General features: G+C 63.0%; 16 protein-coding genes. 7 read left to right on the top strand and 9 right to left on the bottom strand.

The annotated features are described in order from the left end of the window. Window positions 1-75 precede the first annotated feature (75 nt). The 3 genes from N554_RS0119955 to N554_RS0119945 form a co-directional block, all read right to left on the bottom strand. Window positions 76-477, bottom strand: coding sequence for a (deoxy)nucleoside triphosphate pyrophosphohydrolase (locus N554_RS0119955; RefSeq protein ID WP_029585086.1), 402 nt, complete (start codon window positions 475-477; stop codon window positions 76-78). After that, window positions 474-1,715: a bifunctional glutamate N-acetyltransferase/amino-acid acetyltransferase ArgJ gene (gene argJ, locus N554_RS0119950; protein ID WP_029585085.1), complete on the bottom strand. Its 1,242-nt coding sequence runs from the start codon at window positions 1,713-1,715 to the stop codon at window positions 474-476. The genes N554_RS0119955 and argJ overlap by 4 nt, the downstream gene beginning before the upstream one ends. Before the next feature lie 214 nt (window positions 1,716-1,929). Beyond that, window positions 1,930-2,853, bottom strand: coding sequence for a peptidylprolyl isomerase (locus N554_RS0119945; protein ID WP_029585084.1), 924 nt, complete (start codon window positions 2,851-2,853; stop codon window positions 1,930-1,932). A gap of 344 nt (window positions 2,854-3,197) precedes the next feature. Between N554_RS0119945 and secA the strand changes: the two genes are divergently transcribed. Then, on the top strand, window positions 3,198-6,032 hold the full coding sequence (gene secA / locus N554_RS0119940) for a preprotein translocase subunit SecA (protein WP_029585083.1): 2,835 nt from the start codon (window positions 3,198-3,200) through the stop codon (window positions 6,030-6,032). Between the two features lie 179 nt (window positions 6,033-6,211). On the opposite strand, the gene N554_RS0119935 is transcribed toward secA, so the two are convergent. The 4 genes from N554_RS0119935 to N554_RS36155 all read right to left on the bottom strand — a co-directional run bounded on the left by N554_RS0119935 (window position 6,212) and on the right by N554_RS36155 (window position 10,234). Then, complete coding sequence (locus N554_RS0119935) at window positions 6,212-7,702, bottom strand: L,D-transpeptidase family protein (RefSeq protein WP_029585082.1); 1,491 nt, start codon at window positions 7,700-7,702, stop codon at window positions 6,212-6,214. Window positions 7,703-7,967: 265 nt separating this feature from the next. Continuing rightward, a complete protein-coding gene (locus tag N554_RS0119930) occupies window positions 7,968-8,930 on the bottom strand; it encodes an acetyl-CoA carboxylase carboxyltransferase subunit alpha (protein WP_029585081.1) in 963 nt (320 codons plus the stop codon). Window positions 8,931-9,114: 184 nt separating this feature from the next. Next, complete coding sequence (xerD, locus tag N554_RS0119925) at window positions 9,115-10,071, bottom strand: site-specific tyrosine recombinase XerD (RefSeq protein WP_029585080.1); 957 nt, start codon at window positions 10,069-10,071, stop codon at window positions 9,115-9,117. A 16-nt stretch (window positions 10,072-10,087) separates the two neighbouring features. Then, window positions 10,088-10,234 carry a hypothetical protein gene (locus N554_RS36155; protein ID WP_036053701.1) on the bottom strand — a complete coding sequence of 49 codons (147 nt, stop codon included), beginning with the start codon at window positions 10,232-10,234 and terminating at the stop codon, window positions 10,088-10,090. Between the two features lie 165 nt (window positions 10,235-10,399). Between N554_RS36155 and N554_RS0119915 the strand changes: the two genes are divergently transcribed. The 3 genes from N554_RS0119915 to N554_RS0119905 all read left to right on the top strand — a co-directional run bounded on the left by N554_RS0119915 (window position 10,400) and on the right by N554_RS0119905 (window position 13,743). Next, window positions 10,400-11,017, top strand: a complete 618-nt coding sequence (locus tag N554_RS0119915) for a shikimate kinase (RefSeq protein WP_029585079.1) — start codon at window positions 10,400-10,402, stop codon at window positions 11,015-11,017. Then, a complete protein-coding gene (gene aroB / locus N554_RS0119910) occupies window positions 11,014-12,162 on the top strand; it encodes a 3-dehydroquinate synthase (protein ID WP_029585078.1) in 1,149 nt (382 codons plus the stop codon). Before N554_RS0119915 ends, aroB begins: the two co-directional genes overlap by 4 nt. 228 nt (window positions 12,163-12,390) lie before the next feature. Next, the gene (locus N554_RS0119905; protein ID WP_029585077.1) at window positions 12,391-13,743 is read left to right on the top strand and encodes a hemolysin family protein; all 1,353 of its coding nucleotides are present in this window, start codon (window positions 12,391-12,393) and stop codon (window positions 13,741-13,743) included. Window positions 13,744-13,919: 176 nt separating this feature from the next. Here N554_RS0119905 and N554_RS0119900 read toward each other — a convergent pair whose 3' ends face one another. After that, complete coding sequence (locus N554_RS0119900; protein WP_029585076.1) at window positions 13,920-14,192, bottom strand: BolA family protein; 273 nt, start codon at window positions 14,190-14,192, stop codon at window positions 13,920-13,922. A 109-nt stretch (window positions 14,193-14,301) separates the two neighbouring features. Between N554_RS0119900 and N554_RS0119895 the strand changes: the two genes are divergently transcribed. Next, window positions 14,302-14,955, top strand: a complete 654-nt coding sequence (locus N554_RS0119895; protein ID WP_029585075.1) for a J domain-containing protein — start codon at window positions 14,302-14,304, stop codon at window positions 14,953-14,955. Between the two features lie 52 nt (window positions 14,956-15,007). Here N554_RS0119895 and N554_RS0119890 read toward each other — a convergent pair whose 3' ends face one another. Beyond that, on the bottom strand, window positions 15,008-15,682 hold the full coding sequence (locus N554_RS0119890) for a DedA family protein (protein WP_029585074.1): 675 nt from the start codon (window positions 15,680-15,682) through the stop codon (window positions 15,008-15,010). Between the two features lie 311 nt (window positions 15,683-15,993). On the opposite strand from N554_RS0119890, the gene cobS reads away from it, so the two are divergent. Beyond that, a complete protein-coding gene (cobS, locus tag N554_RS0119885) occupies window positions 15,994-17,004 on the top strand; it encodes a cobaltochelatase subunit CobS (RefSeq protein WP_029585073.1) in 1,011 nt (336 codons plus the stop codon). A 54-nt stretch (window positions 17,005-17,058) separates the two neighbouring features. After that, complete coding sequence (gene cobT, locus N554_RS0119880; protein ID WP_029585072.1) at window positions 17,059-18,960, top strand: cobaltochelatase subunit CobT; 1,902 nt, start codon at window positions 17,059-17,061, stop codon at window positions 18,958-18,960. Window positions 18,961-18,978 lie beyond the last annotated feature (18 nt).

Below are 18,978 nucleotides of genomic sequence, written 5' to 3'. Positions count from 1 at the left end.
AAGATTCTGACGAAGATGGATGGATGCGCGGGTCAAGCCCACGCATGACGACACGCGGGTGTCGCGCGCCCTACCTCACGACAACAAATCAATCAAATGCGGGATCAACGGAATGTCCGCCGCCGGCATCGGGTAGTCGCGTAATTTGTTGGCACGAACCCAGGCCAGCCTCTGGGCTTCGCGCGCGATCACCTCGCCGTCCCAGCGCCGGCAGATGTAGAGCGGCATCAACAGATGAAAATCATCGTATGCGTGGCTCGCAAAGGTGAGCGGCGCGAGGCAGGCCTCGCTCACGGTGATGCCGATTTCCTCATGCAGTTCGCGGATCAGCGTCTGTTCCGGCCGCTCGCCAGGCTCGACTTTGCCGCCGGGAAATTCCCATAACCCTGCGAGCGGTTTGCCATCCGGCCGCTGCGCGATCAGCACCCGCTTGTCGGCGTCAACCAGCGCGCAGGCGACCACGAGGGTGAGTTTCACGACCGGTAGTCGCCGTTGATCGCGACGTATTCCTTGGTGAGATCGCAGGTCAGCACGCGGTCGCGGCCCTTGCCCAGGCCCAGCGCGATCTTGATCTGGATCTTCGGATTCTTCATCGCCGCCGAGACTTCCGCCTCGTCATAGGACGGATCGCGCGCGCCACGGCTGGCGACGCGGATGCCGTTGAACGAGATCGCGAGCTTGTCGCGGTTGGCGGGCTCACCGGCCTTGCCGACCGCCATCACCACGCGGCCCCAATTGGCGTCCTCGCCGGCGATCGCGGTCTTCACCAGCGGCGAATTCGCCACCGACATCGCGATCCTGCGCGCCGATGCTTTCGACGTCGCGCCGTCGACGATGATCTCGACCAGCTTGCGCGCGCCTTCGCCGTCCCGCGCCACCTGCTCGGCGAGGTCGGCGAGCACGGCGCGGAATGCTTTGGTGAAGGCCTTCAGGCGCGGATCGCTGGCACGGCTGATTTTCGGCGCGCCGTTGGCGGCCGCCGCGCCGGTGGCGAAGGCGAGCAACGTATCTGATGTAGACGTGTCGCCGTCGATGGTGACGGCATTGAAGGTATCTTCGACGCCGCTTTTGAGCAGCGACTGCAGCGCGCCCGCCGCGATCGGCGCATCGGTGAACACGAACGCCAGCATGGTCGCCATGTCGGGCGCGATCATTCCGGCGCCCTTGGCCATGCCATTGATCGTGACTTTTGCCTTGCCGAGCTTCACCGTTGATGTCGCGACCTTGGAAAAAGTGTCGGTGGTCATGATGGCTTTGGCTGCACCCATCCATTCACCCGGCGCGGCGCGCTCCGCCAGCGCACCCAGCACGCCGTTGAATTTGGTGGCGTCGAGCGGTTCGCCGATGACCCCGGTGGAAGCGAGAAACACCTCGTTTGGGCTGCACGCGAGCGCCTTGGCGGCAATCGACGCGGTCAGCGCGGTTGCCTGGCGCCCGGTCTTGCCGGTGAAGGCATTGGCGTTGCCGGAATTCACCACCAGCGCGCGGGCCCGACCGCGTTTCAGCTTGGCGCGGCACCACTCCACCGGCGCGGACGGGCACTTCGATTGAGTGAAGACGCCGGCGACCGTGGTCCCCTTGTCCATCACCGCGAGCAGCACGTCGGTGCGGCCCTGATAGCGGATGCCCGCAGCCGCCGCGGCGAGCTTCACGCCCGAAATCATGGGCATGTCGGGGACATCGGTCGGGGCGAGCGGGGAAACGGCGGTGGACATGGATGCTTCCGGCTTCGAGGCAAAGGAAGCGCTCTCTATCACCTCAATCGTCAGGACGGGAGAGGGGGCGCGACGTAATCACCACCCATGGGTCGTCCCCGCGAAAGCGGGGACCCATAGCCACCGGCATCGTTGATAGTAGCAGGTATCTGCCACACCGCTCAAACGCGAGGCGTGCCGTATGGGTCCCGGCGTTCGCCGGGACGACGCAGTCTTACTTCTTGGCAGGCGCCATCTTGGATTCAGCGGGCTTCGCGGCTTCCGGCTTGGCTTCGGTCTTTGCCGTGTCTTCCGGCTTGTCCATGCGCTCGACCTTCGCGACTTCGCGCAGCTTCGCCACGTAGTCCGCCTGCGCTTTGCGTGTCACATAGGTCTCGATCTGTCCCTTGACCTGCTCGAATTCCGGGGCCTTGCGGTTGCGCTTTTCCTCGACCTTGATGATGTGCCAGCCGAACTGCGACTTCACGGGATCGGAAATCTTGCCGGGCTCCAGCGCGAAGGCGACAGCCGAGAATTCCGGCACCATCTGGTCCTTGGTGAAGAAACCGAGATCGCCGCCATCCGACGCGCCCGGATCCTTGGATTTCTTCTTGGCGAGCTCGGCAAAATCGGCGCCCTTCTTGAGTTCGTCCTCGATCGCCTTGGCCTCGGCCTCGGTCTCGACCAGGATATGGCGGGCGTGAACTTCCTGTTCGCCGGTAATCTGCTTGGATGCCTCCTCATAGACCTTCTTCATGGCGTCGTCGGTGGTCGCGGCCTTCCCTTCGGTCGCCAGCAGGCTGTCCATCAATAGCCGGTTGCGGGTAAATGCCAGCCGCTTTTTGAAGTCCTCGTTGTTTTCGATTTTCTTGTCCTCGGCGGCCTTGGCGACGATCTTCATGTCGATCAGGAACGCCAACACGTTTTCCTTCTTGGTCGCCGGATCCATCTGCGCGAGGCTGGGGCCGAGCTCCTCCTCGGCGAGTGTGACGTCGCTCTGGCGGATCTCCGCGCCGTTAACCTTGGCCAGCACGGGGTTAGCGTCTTGGGCGCGCAGCGAGGGAGCGGCGAGCAGAGCGACCGCGAGACAGCCCGTCACGGCGGCGGAGGCGAGGCCAAGGCGCAGGCCGGTTTTCGTTTCCGGGAACGAGGTGGTCATGGAAAATCCTTATCCAAAGATGGGGCTGTTTGGGGCGGCCGGACACTCGCCCAATCATGTGGCCTTGGCAACGCGAAAAGGGTGTCAAAATGATGAAATCCTTGACAGCTTCGCGCCGTTGACAAGCCTCTGGCCCAGCCATATCTCTGCCAATCCGGGTCAATGGTGATAGCGCGTATTGGCTGCGTTTTTGGCCATTGAACCCTGGATTGCTGAATTCCCACTCATTTGGCGGATGCTCCCCAAATCGGGGCCAGTGCCGCGACGCGTCACGATGAGTTGATAGGCAACCGGGTAGACCATTTCACGGCTGCAACGCCGAACCGCAGAAACAGGAATTTGGCATGATCGGCGCGCTCGCCCGCAAGTTTTTCGGCTCCGCCAATGATCGGCGGATCAAGGGATATCAATCCCGCATCGACGCCATCAACGCGCTAGAGCCGGAAGTCGCCGCGCTGTCGGACGAAGCGCTGAAAGCGCGTACCGCCGAATTCCGCAAACAAGTCGCCGACGGCAAGACACTCGACGACATTCTGATTCCAGCCTTCGCCACCGTGCGCGAGGCCGCCAAGCGCACCCTCGGCCAGCGGCATTTTGACGTGCAGCTGATCGGCGGCATGGTGCTGCACGAGGGCGACATCGCCGAGATGAAGACCGGTGAAGGCAAGACGCTGGTTGCGACGCTTGCGGTCTACCTCAACGCGCTGGCCGGCAAGGGCGTCCACGTCGTCACCGTCAACGATTACCTCGCCCGGCGCGACTCCGAATGGATGGGGCAGATCTACAACTTTCTCGGCCTCACCGTCGGTGTGATCGTCCATGGCCTCGACGATGCCGAGCGCAAGCAAGCCTATTCCCGCGACATCACCTACGGCACCAACAACGAATACGGCTTCGACTATTTGCGCGACAACATGAAGTACCGGCTGGAGGACATGGTCCAGCGCGGCCACTCCTACGCCATCGTCGACGAGGTCGACTCGATCCTGATCGACGAGGCGCGCACGCCGCTGATCATCTCCGGACCGCTCGACGATCGCTCGGAATTCTACAACACCATCGACACGTTCTTTCCGAAGCTCGACAAGACCGACTACGAAGTCGACGAGAAGCAGCGCACGGTGACACTGACCGAAGCCGGTATGGAAAAGATCGAAACGCTGTTGCGCGACGCCGGTCAGCTCAAGGGCGATTCACTCTACGACGTCGAGAACGTCTCGGTCGTTCACCACATCAATCAGGCGCTGCGCGCGCACACGCTGTTCCAGCGCGACAAGGACTACATCGTCCGCGGCGGCGAAGTGATCATCATCGACGAATTCACCGGCCGCATGATGCCGGGTCGACGCTATTCGGAAGGCCTGCACCAGGCGCTGGAAGCCAAAGAGCATCAGCCGGTGCAGCCGGAAAACCAGACGCTGGCCTCGATCACGTTCCAGAATTATTTCCGGATGTACGAAAAGCTCTCCGGCATGACCGGCACCGCCGCGACCGAAGCCGACGAACTGTTCGATATCTACAAGCTGGAGGTTGTGGAAATCCCGACCAACGTGGCGGTGGCGCGGCTCGATGAAGACGACGAGGTCTATCGCACCCAGACCGAGAAATATGCCGCGATCCTGGCCGAGGTGGAGCGCGCCAATGCGCGGCTGCAGCCGGTGCTGGTCGGCACCGCGTCGATCGAGAAATCCGAAGTCTTGGCCGACTACCTGAAAAAGCACGGCTACAAGCAAATCGATTTCGGCAACGAAAACGCGATGGAGAAGCTTTACGCCGCGGCGCGTGCGGGCAAACCGGCAAAACTGTTCGCAGTATTGAACGCGCGCTTCCACGAGCAGGAAGCCTATATCGTGGCGGAAGCCGGCGTGCCCGGCGCGATCACCATTGCGACCAACATGGCGGGACGCGGCACCGACATCAAGCTCGGCGGCTCGCTCGAAATGCGGATCATGCACGAAACTGCCGGGATTACCGACGAGGCCGCGAAGGCCGCCAAGATCGAGCAGATCAAGGCCGACCTCGATCGCTTCCGCGAGATCGTGCTCAAGGCGGAAGATGTCGTCGAGCTCGAGCCTGCGAAGGGTGACAGGCTGGCAAAGACCGCGACCAAGCCGGGCGGGCTCTATATCATCGGATCGGAACGGCACGAATCGCGGCGTATCGACAACCAGCTGCGCGGCCGCTCCGGACGCCAGGGCGATCCCGGACGCTCGAAATTCTTCCTGTCGCTGGAAGACGATTTGATGCGGATTTTCGGGTCGGACCGGCTCGATAGCATGCTGACGCGGCTCGGGCTGAAGGAAGGCGAGGCCATCATCCATCCCTGGATCAACAAGGCGCTGGAGAAGGCGCAGCAGAAAGTCGAGGCTCGCAACTTCGACATCCGCAAGAATCTGTTGAAATACGACAACGTCCAGAACGATCAGCGCAAGGTGATCTTCGACCAGCGCGTCGATCTGATGAAGGACGAAAGCGTCGCCGAGACGGTGGCCGACATGCGCCGCGCCTTCGTCGAAGATGTCGTGACCAAGCACGTGCCGGAACACGCCTATGCCGAGCAGTGGGACGTCGCGGGCCTGAAGGAAGAATTGAAGCGCGTGCTCGACATCGACCTGCCGGTCGATGAGTGGGCCAAGGAAGAGGGCATCGCCGACGAGGAATTGCTGTCGCGCATCGAGCAGCGCGTCGATGAGCACATGGCGGCCAAGGTAGCGCAGTGGGGTCCCGACGTGATGCGTTACGTCGAAAAGACCATCCTGCTGCAGACGCTGGATCATCTGTGGCGCGAGCATCTGATCATGCTCGATCATCTGCGCCAGGTGATCGGCCTGCGCGGCTACGGCCAGCGCGATCCGCTGCAAGAATACAAGTCGGAAGCCTTCAGCCTGTTCGAGGCGATGATCGCGCATCTGCGCGAAGCGGTGACCGCGCAGCTGATGCGCGTCGAAATCATCCCGCCGGAGGATCAGCAGCCGGTACTGCCGGCCATGGAGGCCCACAAGTTCGATCCGAATACCGGCGAGGACGCGCTGGCGTTCGCCAATGCCTCGCTGGTGCCGGCCGCCACCGCCCACCGCGATCCCAAGAATCCGGCGAGCTGGGGCAAGGTCGGCCGCAACGAAGACTGTCCCTGCGGCTCAGGCAAGAAGTACAAGCACTGCCACGGCAAATATGCGTGAGCGGAGCGGGGCAGCTTCGTAGGGTTGGCTGAGCGAAGCGAGCGCGCTGTAGCGTTGAAAAGGCAGTAGGGCGGGCAAAGGCGCTCTTTGCGCCTTGCCCATCATTTGTTCGATGACAATATCAACCTGATTGGTGGGCACGCTTCGCTTTGCCGACCGTAAGGTCCCCTGCGTTGCGCTTACTTCACCGCCGAGAAGCGGCTCTCGAACGAGTGGGCCTGCATGATCGGCTGTGAGCCGGCGACCTGGCCGTCCTTCGCCGGCGAAGCAGCTGCCGTATCGGAGGGCGATGGATTCAGCGGCAGGCGGGCGGCCGCCTGTTTGGTTTCCGGCTTGCTATCCGCAGCCTTCGGGGTCGCCGCGGCGGCCTTCGACGTCGAGGCCTCGGGGCGCGGCGGCTCGTTCCGCTTGGCCTCGATCACTTTCGGCTTCGCCGGGCCGGGCTGCGCGCTCGCGGTGGTGTCGGCCGAGCCGCCAAACCCCATCTTGCGGGCGAGGCTGCTGAACAGTCCGTCGGACTGCGCGTTCGGCGCGGCGGACGCGACCCGCGTCGCGGGAGCGGGTGTTTCAGCCGGCGTCATCGAGGCCACAAGCGGCTCTTGCGGGGACGTAACGGGCCCTCGCGGCGGATTGACGTGGGATGGAATGGTGCCGGGCGCGCGGGAGAGAGAGGCCAGCGACAGGCCCTGACCTTCGCCGCCTTCCGACAGTCCGGTGCTGCCTTCCGGCAGTTTGGCGGCGAACACCCTGTTCATGCCGCCATCGATGCCGGTGTTCATGCGGGCGACCGGCGTTCCCTTTGCAATCAGCTTGGCGGTCTCGGCCTGATCCTGTTGCTGCTTTTCGCGCACCGCGTCGGCGATTTCATCCGGGACGACGTAAGCGGGGCATTTGGCTGAGGCGTCGAACACCAGATCGCGCTTGGCGTCCGGCGGCTTCGCGGCATCGAACACGTATTTCTTCTCGCAGAAATCGACCTTCGGCTCGTGCCGCGTCACCTCGAAATGATCGTAGCCTTCCTTGATCATTTTCCAGAACGGCATGTTCGGGTTGTTGCGATGCTTGGCCATGTTCACCGGCGTCATCCGGAACGGATAGGCCTGCAGCTGGAAGGCGCGCTGGCCGCCAAAAAAAGATTCCCGCCCAAGCGAATAGATTTCCGCGATCTGCTCATCGGTCATGGCGTAGCAGCCGCGCGACGAGCAGTCGCCGTGCACCATCAGCTGCGAGCCGGTGCGTCCCAGGGCCTTATCGAAGGCGTTCGGATAGCCGGTGTTGAAGGAGAGATAATAGGCCGATTGCGGGTTCATCTGCGCCGGCGAGATCGAATAAAAGCCCTCCGGGGCCTGGCGGTCGCCCTCGCGGACCTTGGGTCCGAGATCCCCCGACCAGCGGCAAATCGGATAGGTTTTCAAGAGCGCAAAGCGGCCGGCGCGGTCCTGCTTCCAGACCTCGAGTTCGGCTTCCTGCTTGAACAGCCGGACCAGGATCGGCGATTGCAGGTCCATGTCCTTGACCGTCATGTCGGCGACGAGTTTCACCGGGACGGGCTGGTTGGCCTTGGCGTTATTGGCGAGCGAGATATCGTCGCCCTTGCAGCCGGCCAACAGCGCAGCTGCCGCGAGCGCGACTGACGTGATGAGCGCGCGGACCACCGAGCGATAGGTCAATGCAAAGCTCCACACCCACCGGGCAATTTTCGCACCCCGATCATAGCGTTCATGCCCTGAAGCCATTGACTAAAATACTACCCTTTGGCCCCCGGGGTCGCAAGCCGATCAAGGCATCGCGGCGCCGTCCGGGATAGGCATGGCCAAAAGGGGTTAAATAACGGTGTCGGGGCCTAATTGGGGCCGAAACGGCGGATTGGTGAAAAAGTCGGGGGTTGACGGTTGGGCTGCCATTTTGGCGGTCGTTTTCCGCAAAAATGCAGATTCAACCCAGCTTTCGGCCGATATCGAGGAATTTCTGCCGCCGCTGCTTGCGAACCGCATCGGGATCGAGATTGCGCAGGTCGTCCAGGGCTTGCGCGATGGCATCGCCGGTCGTCGCGATCATGGCAGCGGAATCGCGATGCGCGCCGCCGGAAGGCTCCCTCAGAATGAAATCGATCACCCCAAAACGCAGCATATCCTGCGCCGTGATTTTCATGCTGGTGGCGGCTTCCTGGGCCTTGGTGCCGTCACGCCACAGGATCGAGGACGCCGCCTCCGGCGAGATCACGCTGTAGATCGCGTGCTCGAACATCAGCACGCGGTTTGCGGTGGTGATCGCGATGGCACCGCCGGACATGCCCTCACCGGTGATGATCGCAACATTGGGCACGCCGAGCGATAGACAAGCGTCGGTGGAGCGCGCGATCGCTTCGGCCTGTCCGCGTTCTTCGGCCCCTATGCCCGGATAGGCGCCGGCGGAATCCACGATTGACAGCACGGGAATGCCAAACCGGTCCGCCATCTCCATCAGGCGAACCGCCTTGCGATAGCCCTCGGGACGCGCCATGCCGAAATTGTGCTTGATGCGGGATTCGGTGGTGGCGCCCTTTTCCTGGCCGATCACGCAGATGCTCTCGCCGCGGAAGCGGCCGAACCCGCCCATCAGCGCCTCGTCCTCGCCGAACTTGCGGTCGCCCGCCAGCGGCGTGAACTCAGTGATCAGCGCGTTGATGAAATCGCTGAAATGCGGCCGCTGCGGATGGCGGGCCACCAACGTTTTCTGCCACGGCGTCAGGCCGGCATACAGCTCGCTCAGCGCCTGCGCAGCCTTCTCCTCGATGCGCGAAATCTCATCGCCGATGTCGCTGCCGGTCGCCGCCAGCGCGCGCAGTTCATCGACTTTAGATTCGAGTTCGGCGACGGGTTTTTCGAAATCGAGGTAGGAGCGCATGTGATCCGGCATCAAATCAATATAGGTGCGAACGCCTTATGGCGAAGCGGATTTCGGTTCGGCTGAAGAAGCTACGCCATTTCAGTTATTTAGCGCGCATTCGGACCGTTTGGCCGTTTGAACGCTAAAGGGTCGCGGGCGGGACGAGGCTCTTTCAGGTGAGAAGCCGCCGAAGTCAAGGCGGCACCAAAACTCCTTACTTTTCAGCCAGCGGGTGCAGGTCGCGTACCAGGCTTTTCAGGCGTTCCTCGACCACATGGGTGTAGATCTGCGTGGTCGAGATATCGGTATGGCCCAGCAGCGTCTGCACAATCCGCAGATCGGCTCCGTTGTGCAGGAGATGGCTGGCGAAGGCATGGCGCAGCACGTGCGGGCTGACCAGCCGCGGCGCCAGGCCGGCTGCTGCCGCGAGTTCCTTCAACTCGCGCGCAAAATGCTGCCGCGTCAGATGTCCGCTCTCGCCGAACGAGGGAAACAGCCATTTCGAGCTTGCCGCGTTTTTCTGAGCGTCGGGCTTGAGCGCCTCTATCGCTGCGATGTAGTCGGCCATCGCCTGCCGTGAGGCCTCGTTGAGCGGCACCAGGCGTTCCTTGTCGCCCTTGCCGCGCACCACGATCATGCGGGCGTCGCGCCGCGCCGCCGAGCGCGGCAGCGCCACCAGTTCCGAGACCCGTAAGCCCGTCGCGTAGAGTACTTCCAGCAGGCAATATAACCGCATCGCGCGAAGCCGCTGCAGCTTCAATGTTTCCGGCGCTTCGCTAAGCGCCTTGGCGCGGGTCAGCAGACGATCGACATCGGATATCGACAGCACCTTCGGCAGGCCGCGGCCGCGCTTCGGCCCCGACAGGATCGCCGCCGGATCGTCGCCGCGAATCCGCTCGTTGAGCAGGAAGCGAAACAGGTGCCGCATCGCCGACAGCCGGCGCGCCACGCTCGAGGACTTGAAGCCGCGGGCGTCAAGATCGGCGAGATAATCCCGCAGCGCCTGGGTTTCGACGCCGGCAAATCCTCGGCCGGCAGAGGCAAGAAATTCGGAAAAATCCGTGAGGTCGCGACGATAGGCGTCGAGCGTGTTGGCGCCGGCGCCTTGTTCCGCCGCGAGCATGTCGAGGAACAGGTTGATCAGTTTGGCATCTGAGGTGTTGGAGCGCATCCGCCGACCCTAGCGCCTATTTCTTGAGGAACTTGTCTGCGGGGATGGTAACGATCATTTCCCGCGACTTCGGGTTAACGAAATTCGCCAGCACGAAAATCACGCCATAGACGATGACGCCAATGACCGCGACGACCGTCAGAAAGCGGAACAGGCTGGGCATCAGCGAGCCTCAGGCGACAAATTAAGCATTGAAATCATCGGGGATAGCCGGGCTTGACTACCAACATGTTCGCCCCGGCGTTGCAAGAGTCTCTGGCAACGATGTCGGCGGCGGTAGTATAGGTGGCGTGGAACGCCGCAATCCGCGGGCAACTGAGCTATTTGGATGACTGAAACTGCCTCACCGGCCACATCCCGAGACGCCGCGATCGCCTCCGTGCTGGGAACGCGTTCGGTCGTGCTGGTGGGCATGATGGGCGCCGGCAAGTCCACCATCGGGCGGCGGCTGTCCTCGCGACTGCGGCTGCCGTTTTTCGACGCCGATACCGAGATCGAGGCCGCCGCCGGCATGTCGATACCGGACATTTTCGAGACCCATGGCGAGGCACATTTCAGGGATGGCGAGGCGCGGGTGATCGCGCGGCTGCTCGACAGCGGCCCGGCCGTGCTCGCCACCGGTGGCGGTGCCTTCCTGCGCGAGGAGACCCGCGGCAATATCCGGAGCAAGGCGGTCTCGATATGGCTCAAGGCGGATGCGGATATCATCATGCGCCGGGTGAAGCGCCGTGCCGACCGTCCGCTGCTGCAGACCGCCGATCCCGCCGCGACCATCGGGCGCCTGATCGCGGAACGCGAGCCGGTCTATCAGCACGCCGATATTACGATCTGGTCGCGCGACGTGCCGCACGAAAAGATCGTCGATGAGTGTATCGACGCCCTGCACGCCCGGCTGTGCGGCAACAGTACAGATGCAACGTCGGACAGCGTGGGCGTAACACCATGACCGTGCCCTTGAAACATTCTGATCCGGTCATTGTCGATGTTGCGCTCGGCGAGCGCGCCTATGACATCGTCATCGGCCGCGATGTGCTGCAATCGCTGGGCGCCCGCGTCGCCGCATTGCGGCCCGGCGCGCGCACCGCCATCGTTACCGATCGCAACGTCGCAAGGCATTGGCTGGAGAAAACCGAGGCCTCGCTGGCGCAGGCCGGCATTGCCACATCGCGCATCGTCGTCGATGAAGGCGAGGGCTCGAAAACCTATGATGGTTTGGAGCAGGTCAGCGAAGCGCTGATCGCGGCGAAGATCGAGCGCAACGATCTGGTGGTCGCGCTCGGCGGCGGCGTGGTCGGCGACCTCGCGGGCTTCGCGGCGGCGATCCTGCGCCGCGGCGTCGATTTCGTGCAGGTGCCGACCTCACTGTTGGCGCAGGTGGATTCGTCCGTCGGCGGCAAGACCGGAATCAATTCGCCGCAAGGAAAAAATCTGCTCGGCGCGTTTCACCAGCCCCTTCTGGTGGTTGCCGACACCGCGGTGCTCGACACGTTGTCGCCGCGGCAGTTTCGCGCCGGTTACGCCGAAGTCGCCAAGTATGGCGTGCTCGGCGACGAAGCGTTCTTCGCCTGGCTCGAGGCCAACCACGCCGACATTTTCTCAGGCGGCGCCGGCCGCGAACACGCCATCGCGACTTCTTGCCGCGCCAAGGCGGCGATCGTGGCGCGCGACGAGCGCGAGACCGGGGAGCGTGCGCTGCTCAATCTCGGTCATACCTTCGGCCACGCGCTGGAGGCCGCGACCGGGTTTTCCGACCGCCTGTTCCATGGTGAAGGTGTTGCGGTCGGCATGGTGCTGGCGGCGGAATTTTCAGCGCAGCTCGGGATGATCGCACAATCCGACGCGGCGCGGGTTCGACACCATCTTGCCGAGGTCGGTCTGCCGACCCATTTGCAGGATATCGCAGGATTTGCGCAAGAGGGGCTTGCGGATGCCGACGCATTGATGGCGCTGATGGCACAGGACAAGAAGGTCAAGCGCGGCCGCCTCACCTTCATCCTGCTTGAGGCAGTCGGACGCGCCGTGATTGCTAACGATGTCGAGCCTTCGCTGGTTCGCGATTTTCTGGCCGAAAGACTTGCGCATAAACCTTGAACTTCAGCTGATCGTACCCGGATTGATTGAAACGCCATGGATTGGTTGAGCTTCGTCATCGTCGCAGCATGCCTGCCGGTCTCGGCTTTCTTGTCGGCGCCCCGAACCCCGGAGCATCAGGAAAAGCGGATGTAGGCTTTCCGCAAAGGACGAAGCTCCAGCATAGAAATTGGCGCACGGATCGGGTTTCAGCGCGACCGAACTGACTCTGGCCACCATGGGACCGCAATGACCGAGACCATCGTCAATCTGCTGATTGCAATCTTCCTCCTCGCCGCTAACGCATTCTACGTTGCCGCGGAGTTCGCGCTGGTGAAGAGCAGGGGCTTTCGCATCAACGCGATGGCGCAGCAGAATCGCTTCGGCGCGCGCCGCCTGCAGCAAATGCTCGGGAACATTGAAGCGTATCTCGCGTGTTGCCAGCTGGGCATCACTATGGCCTCGCTCGGCCTCGGTTGGGTTGGCGAACCGACAGTTTCGGCGCTACTGAAGCCGGTTTTGACCCCGCTCGGGATGTCTGACTCGGCCCTTCATTTCACATCGTTCTTGGTCGGTTTCCTTGTGTTCTCCTCGCTGCATATTGTTATCGGAGAACAAGTACCGAAGACCCTGGCAATCCGGGAACCGGTGCCCGTCTCGCAATGGATCGCATATCCTCTCTATGTCTCCTTCCTTCTCTTTTACCCATTGAACTGGATGCTCAATGCAGCGTCCCGCGCGATCCTGCGGGGGCTCGGCGTCAGGGAGAACTCGCAACAGGAAATCCTGACCGATCTCGAGATCAGGGGGCTGGTGGAGGTATCGGCCGAGCATGGCGAGATGGAAGAGGGCGAGGCGGAATACATCCAGAACGTATTCCGCTTTGGCGAGTTGCAGGTTTCCGACGTGATGGTTCATCGCACCGAGATGGTGATGCTGAACGCCGATCTTCCGCCGGAAGAGCTGGTGAGCGAGGTGCTGGCGACCGAATACACAAGGATCCCGCTCTGGCGCGATAAGCCCGAAAACATCATCGGCGTGCTGCACGCCAAGGATCTGCTGCGCGCGATTCGCGCCGCCGAAGGCGATACATCGAGAATCGATGTCTCGGCTATCGCGCTGCCGCCATGGTTCGTGCCGGAGATGCGCCCGGTTTCCGAACAGCTGAAAGCCTTCCGCCGCCGCAAGACCCACTTCGCGCTGGTGGTCGACGAATACGGCGAAGTCGAAGGCATGGTGACGCTGGAGGACATTCTGGAAGAGATCGTCGGCGACATTTCCGACGAGCACGACGTGGTGGTGGCCGGCGTCCGCACGCAGCCCGACGGCTCGGTGGTGGTCGACGGCTCGGTGCCGATCCGCGACCTCAATCGCGCGATGAACTGGCACCTTCCCGATGAAGAAGCGACCACGGTCGCCGGCCTCGTGATTCACGAAGCGCGCTCGATTCCGGAACGCGGTCAGAGCTTCACGTTCCACGGCTTCCGGTTTCGCGTGCTGCGCCGCGAGCGCAACCGGATCACCGCGCTGCGGATCGTCGCGGTGCCGCGCGAGGCCGAGTTCGAGGAGACAAAGCCGAAGCGGGCCGGCACCGCGTTTTGAAATGCTGCAGTGTCCAGGTCGTCATCGTGCGCCAACGGGTCGCGTGAATGCGTGCCGATGACCGGCTGCAGCGGACGATCCGGTACCCTGTGCGGTCTGCGCTCCGGCCGTGAACCCTGGGATTATCGGATTCCCCCGCTTGCGCAGGGCATGACGGCCAAAACGGGGTGGGAAACTCAGCCAGCTTCCCCGGGGGCATGCGCCTTGATCGCCAGCGCGTGCACCGAGCCGGCGAGTTCCCCGGCGAGAGTTGCATTAATCATGCGGTGGCGTTCGATCCGGCTCTTCCCCTGGAATGCCGGCGATACGATATAGACCCTGAAATGCGTTTCGCCGCCCGGCCTGTGGCCGGCATGGCCCTCATGCAGATGTGATTCATCTGACACGTCGAGGCTTTCGGGAGCGAAAGCTTCACGCAACTTGTTTGTGATAATGTCTCTGGTGTTCATGGCGGCGGCAATACGTCCGTGGTCGGCCATTCGTCAATGGCGCATCGAGAGTGAGGTATTCGCAATGTCAAGACTTGAAGCTTTTCGCATTGCGTTGTCATAGTCAGCTATGCCGATTGATTCATCAAAATTCTTCGATTCCATTCGCATCAAGCCCAACAAGCTGAGCGCGAAGCAGCAGGCGCAGGCGCGCGAAGCCTCCGCGATGTGCGAATGGCCGGACTGCAAGAACAAGGGGCCGCACCGCGCGCCCAAGGGCCGGACCAACGACAAGGAGTACTGGCACTTCTGCATCAATCACGTCCGCGAATACAACCAGTCCTACAATTTCTTCTCCGGCATGAATGCGGATGCCGTGGCGCGTTACCAGAAGGATGCGCTGACCGGCCATCGTCCGACCTGGAAGATGGGCGCCAATACCAGCGCCAAGAGAGGCAAGGGCAGCCCCGAGGCCGACCTGGAAGGCGCCTCCGATCCATTCAGCATGTTCAGCGAACTCAATGGCCGCGGCCGCTGGCGCCCAGGCCCGGGTGCCGAAGCCAAGGTCGAAACCCGGAAAGTGTTCAACGCCGAGCGCAAGGCGCTGCAGGTGATGGGGCTCAGTGTGGAGGCGACGCTTGAGGACGTCAAGGCGAAGTACAAGGCGCTGGTGAAGCAGCATCATCCCGACGCCAATGGTGGCGACCGCTCCACCGAAGACCGCCTGATCGAGATCATCAAGGCGTATAACTATCTCAAGACCGTGGTGCGCGGCGCGAGCTGAAGTCCCTCACGTCTTCTTCCCGGCATCGGCCGGACGACGGTGGAAAGAGCTATCAGTCATTCTTACGAACCGGCTTCGCCGCGGACTCGATCGTGCTTCTGCCGCGCCTGCGGCGGATCGCCCAGGTCGCCAGCGTGACAATCAACGCGCCCCCGATCACTGACAGCATCCAGTAATGCTTGCCGACCCCGGTATGGTGCGGAATCCCGGCGTATTGGTGCAGAGCGGTTATCGCAAGAACCCCCGGCAGCACATGCGCCGGCGCCCACAGCAGGATCGCCGGGATGTTAACGGCGTAGAAGCGCGGCGGCGGCATCCCGAGCGCGCCTGCCGTAACCGGCACAAAGGCACGAATGGGCGGCACGAAACGCCCAAAGAATACCGCCAGCGCGCCCCAGCGATTGAAGAACGCTTCGCTCTGCGCGATCAGGCGTGGGTAATTTGCCAGCGGCCAGGTGCTGAGGATTTCGCGCTGGGCGCGATGTCCGATCCAGAACGCCGATCCGTCGCCGAGCAGCGCGCCGGCGCTCGCCGCCGCCAGCACCCATTCAAGCCGCAAATCGCCGCCGGGCACCAGCGCGCTCAGCGCAAGGATGATTGTCGAGCCGGGAATCACCGCGCCTACGACCGGAACGGCTTCCAGCAAGGCGGCGAGAAATAGCACGAGATAGCCGAGCCACGCATGTGCCGAGACGAATGCAATCAATGGATCGAGGAAAGAGGCCACAAAATTCCCGTGCTGGCATTGCTGTCTGGTGCAGACCGGACCTAACATAGCTACTGACGAGGCTGGAAAGTAGCGTCGAAGCCGCAGGGAATCGGGGGCGCGCCAGATGGAGCGGGCGAAAGTACGGCATGATTCGCAGGGCAGCCTTCCAAAAACCGCGGCCAGTGCCTATCTTGATGATAACGCAGTGGAACTTTGATTGGGCGGCGGGCTTCTGCCAGCCGGTGCTCTCTGATAGGTTCGCTTAAGCCCCCATCCGCAGCCATATCGCAAATCTGGTTTCGGGAGCCGCCCGAGACCTCGGAGGATTGATGACGACCGCCGCCATGACCAAAGTGCAAGATCCTGCCGGAGTGCCCGCCGGTTTGCCGGATATGAAGGTGTCGGTCCGGCAGGTATTCGGTATCGACAGCGACCTCGAGGTTCCGGCCTATTCCGGGGTCGATCCGCACGTGCCCGATGTCGATGCGGATTACCGGTTCGATCGCGCCACCACGCTCGCCATTCTCGCCGGCTTCGCCAAGAACCGCCGCGTCATGGTCACGGGCTATCACGGCACCGGCAAGTCGACCCACATCGAGCAGGTTGCGGCGCGGCTGAACTGGCCGTGCGTGCGCGTCAATCTCGACAGCCACATCAGCCGCATCGATCTGGTGGGAAAGGATTCCATCGTCGTCAGGGACGGCAAGCAGGTCACGGAATTCCGCGACGGCATTCTGCCCTGGGCGCTGCAGCACAATATCGCGTTGGTGTTCGACGAATACGACGCCGGCCGACCTGATGTGATGTTCGTGATCCAGCGTGTGCTGGAGGTTTCCGGCCGCCTGACGCTGCTCGACCAGAACAAGGTGATCAAGCCGCATCCGGCGTTCCGGCTGTTCTCCACCGCCAACACGGTCGGCCTCGGCGATACCTCCGGGCTCTATCACGGCACCCAGCAGATCAACCAGGGTCAGATGGACCGCTGGTCGATCGTCACCACGCTGAACTATCTCGCCCATGACGAGGAAGTCGAGATCGTGCTCGCCAAGGCGCACCATTATCGCACGCAAGAAGGCCGCGACATCGTCAACAAGATGGTGCGGCTCGCCGATCTCACCCGCAACGCGTTTGCCAATGGCGACTTGTCGACGGTGATGAGCCCGCGCACGGTGATCACCTGGGCGGAGAACGCCGAGATCTTCGGCGACATCGGCTTTGCGTTCCGCGTCACCTTCCTCAACAAGTGCGACGAACTGGAACGGCCGCTGGTCGCTGAATTCTATCAGCGCTGCTTCAACGCGGAGCTCGCGGAGTCGTCGGTGAACGTGGCGCTTTCGTAAGCGTCGTCCCGGCGAACGCCGGGACCCACACGCCGGGAAGTTGATAGGGCCACGATGACGACGTCGAACACCAAATTCCGCACCGGATCGAAGGAAGCGCCGACCGAGCCGTTCAAGCGCGCAGTGACCGCCTGCCTGCGCGCGATCGCGAAAAGGCCGGAGCTTGAAGTGACGTTCGCGGCCGAACGCCCCGGCCTGTCGCCGGGCAAGGCGCGGCTGCCGGAGCCGGCGCGCAAGATGACGCGGCGAGATGCGGCGATCGTGCGCGGCCACGCCGATTCGGTTGCGCTGAAACTCGCCTGCCACGATCCGAAAGTTCACCGCAAGTTGATGCCGGGAAATCCGCAGGCGCGCGGCGTGTTCGAGGCGGTCGAGCAGGCCCGGGTCGAGGCGCTCGGTTCGCGGCGCATGGCCGGCGTCGCGAAAAACCTCACCGCGATGCTCGACGATCACTTCCATCGCGGCAAGTTCGACGAGATCACCGACCGCGCCGATGCGCCCTTGTCGGACGCGCTGGCGATGCTGGTGCGCGAGCGCCTGACCGGGCTCGCGCCACCGGCAGCCGCCCGCAAGATGGTCGACCTGTGGCGTCCGCTGCTGGAAGACAAGATCGGGACCCGGCTCGACCGGCTGGATCGGCTGGCCGAGGATCAGGTGAGATTCGGCGACGCGGTGCATGATCTGTTGTCCGCGCTCGAGCTGGGCGACGACCGCAATGCCGAGGCCGATGAAGACGAAAACCAGGACGACAACCGCGACGGCGAGAACGACCAGTCCGGTGCTGAAGGCTCGCCTGACAGCGACGCGGCGCAGGAAATGAGTGCCGACCAGGCGCAGGCCTCGACCGACGAAATATCGGAAAGCGCGATGGAGAGCGCGCAGGCCTCCACCAGCGACACCTTCGACGACGGCGAACTCGGCGACGACGAGACGCCGGGCGAGGCGACGCGGCCGAATGCGCGCGGCGCCAACGAGCCGCGCGGGCCGGAATATCATGCCTTCGCGCCGAAATTCGACGAGGTGATCGCGGCGGAAGATCTTTGCGACCACGACGAGCTGGAGCGCCTGCGCAGCTATCTCGACAAGCAGCTCGCGCATCTGCAAGGCATTGTCGCGCGGCTGGCCAACCGCTTGCAGCGCCGGTTGATGGCGCAGCAAAACCGCGCCTGGGAGTTCGATCTCGAGGAAGGCATTCTCGATCCGGCGCGGCTGTCGCGCGTGGTGACTGATCCCTATCACCCGCTGTCGTTCATGCACGAGAAGGAGGCCACCTTCCGCGATACCGTGGTGACGCTGCTTCTGGACAATTCCGGCTCGATGCGCGGGCGACCGATTACGGTTGCCGCCACCTGCGCCGATATTCTGGCGCGGACGCTGGAGCGCTGCGGCGTCAAGGTGGAAATCCTCGGCTTCACCACGCGGGCGTGGAAGGGCGGGCAATCTCGCGAGGCGTGGCTTGCCGCGGGCAAGCCGGCGAATCCCGGCCGTCTCAACGACCTGCGCCACATCATCTACAAGTCCGCCGACGCGCCGTGGCGGCGGTCGCGCAAGAATCTCGGGCTGATGATGCGCGAGGGCCTGCTCAAGGAAAATATCGACGGCGAGGCGCTCGACTGGGCGCACAAGCGGTTGCTCGGGCGCTCCGAGCAGCGCAAGATCCTGATGATGATTTCCGACGGCGCGCCGGTCGATGACTCCACGCTGTCGGTCAATCCCGGCAATTACCTGGAGCGCCACCTGCGCCACATCATCGAGGAAATCGAGACCCGCTCGCCGGTCGAGCTGATCGCGATCGGCATCGGTCACGACGTCACGCGCTACTATCGCCGCGCGGTCACGATCGTCGACGCCGAAGAACTCGGCGGCGCCATCACCGAGAAGCTCGCCGAGCTGTTCAGCGAGACCCACGGCGCGCCGCCTGCCGCGTCCGGCCGCCGACGCAGGCTGCATTCCTAAAGTATTTTTGCCTAGAGC

It is taken from the genome of Bradyrhizobium sp. URHD0069 (genome assembly GCF_000701345.1).
In the GTDB taxonomy this organism is placed as follows: Bacteria; Pseudomonadota; Alphaproteobacteria; order Rhizobiales; family Xanthobacteraceae; genus Bradyrhizobium.
The sequence above is the reverse complement of the archived record's forward strand: the minus strand, read 5'-3'. Positions and strand labels throughout refer to the sequence as shown.

Coding starts and splice junctions, on each gene's coding strand:
- N554_RS0119930 (WP_029585081.1), bottom strand. CDS start 8,930: ATGCCGGATCACATGCGCTCCTACCTCGATTTCGAAAAACCCGTCGCC.
- cobT (WP_029585072.1), top strand. CDS start 17,059: ATGACGACGTCGAACACCAAATTCCGCACCGGATCGAAGGAAGCGCCG.
- N554_RS0119895 (WP_029585075.1), top strand. CDS start 14,302: ATGCCGATTGATTCATCAAAATTCTTCGATTCCATTCGCATCAAGCCC.
- aroB (WP_029585078.1), top strand. CDS start 11,014: ATGACCGTGCCCTTGAAACATTCTGATCCGGTCATTGTCGATGTTGCG.
- N554_RS0119945 (WP_029585084.1), bottom strand. CDS start 2,853: ATGACCACCTCGTTCCCGGAAACGAAAACCGGCCTGCGCCTTGGCCTC.
- N554_RS0119905 (WP_029585077.1), top strand. CDS start 12,391: ATGACCGAGACCATCGTCAATCTGCTGATTGCAATCTTCCTCCTCGCC.
- xerD (WP_029585080.1), bottom strand. CDS start 10,071: ATGCGCTCCAACACCTCAGATGCCAAACTGATCAACCTGTTCCTCGAC.
- argJ (WP_029585085.1), bottom strand. CDS start 1,715: ATGTCCACCGCCGTTTCCCCGCTCGCCCCGACCGATGTCCCCGACATG.
- cobS (WP_029585073.1), top strand. CDS start 15,994: ATGACGACCGCCGCCATGACCAAAGTGCAAGATCCTGCCGGAGTGCCC.
- secA (WP_029585083.1), top strand. CDS start 3,198: ATGATCGGCGCGCTCGCCCGCAAGTTTTTCGGCTCCGCCAATGATCGG.
- N554_RS36155 (WP_036053701.1), bottom strand. CDS start 10,234: ATGCCCAGCCTGTTCCGCTTTCTGACGGTCGTCGCGGTCATTGGCGTC.
- N554_RS0119900 (WP_029585076.1), bottom strand. CDS start 14,192: ATGAACACCAGAGACATTATCACAAACAAGTTGCGTGAAGCTTTCGCT.
- N554_RS0119915 (WP_029585079.1), top strand. CDS start 10,400: ATGACTGAAACTGCCTCACCGGCCACATCCCGAGACGCCGCGATCGCC.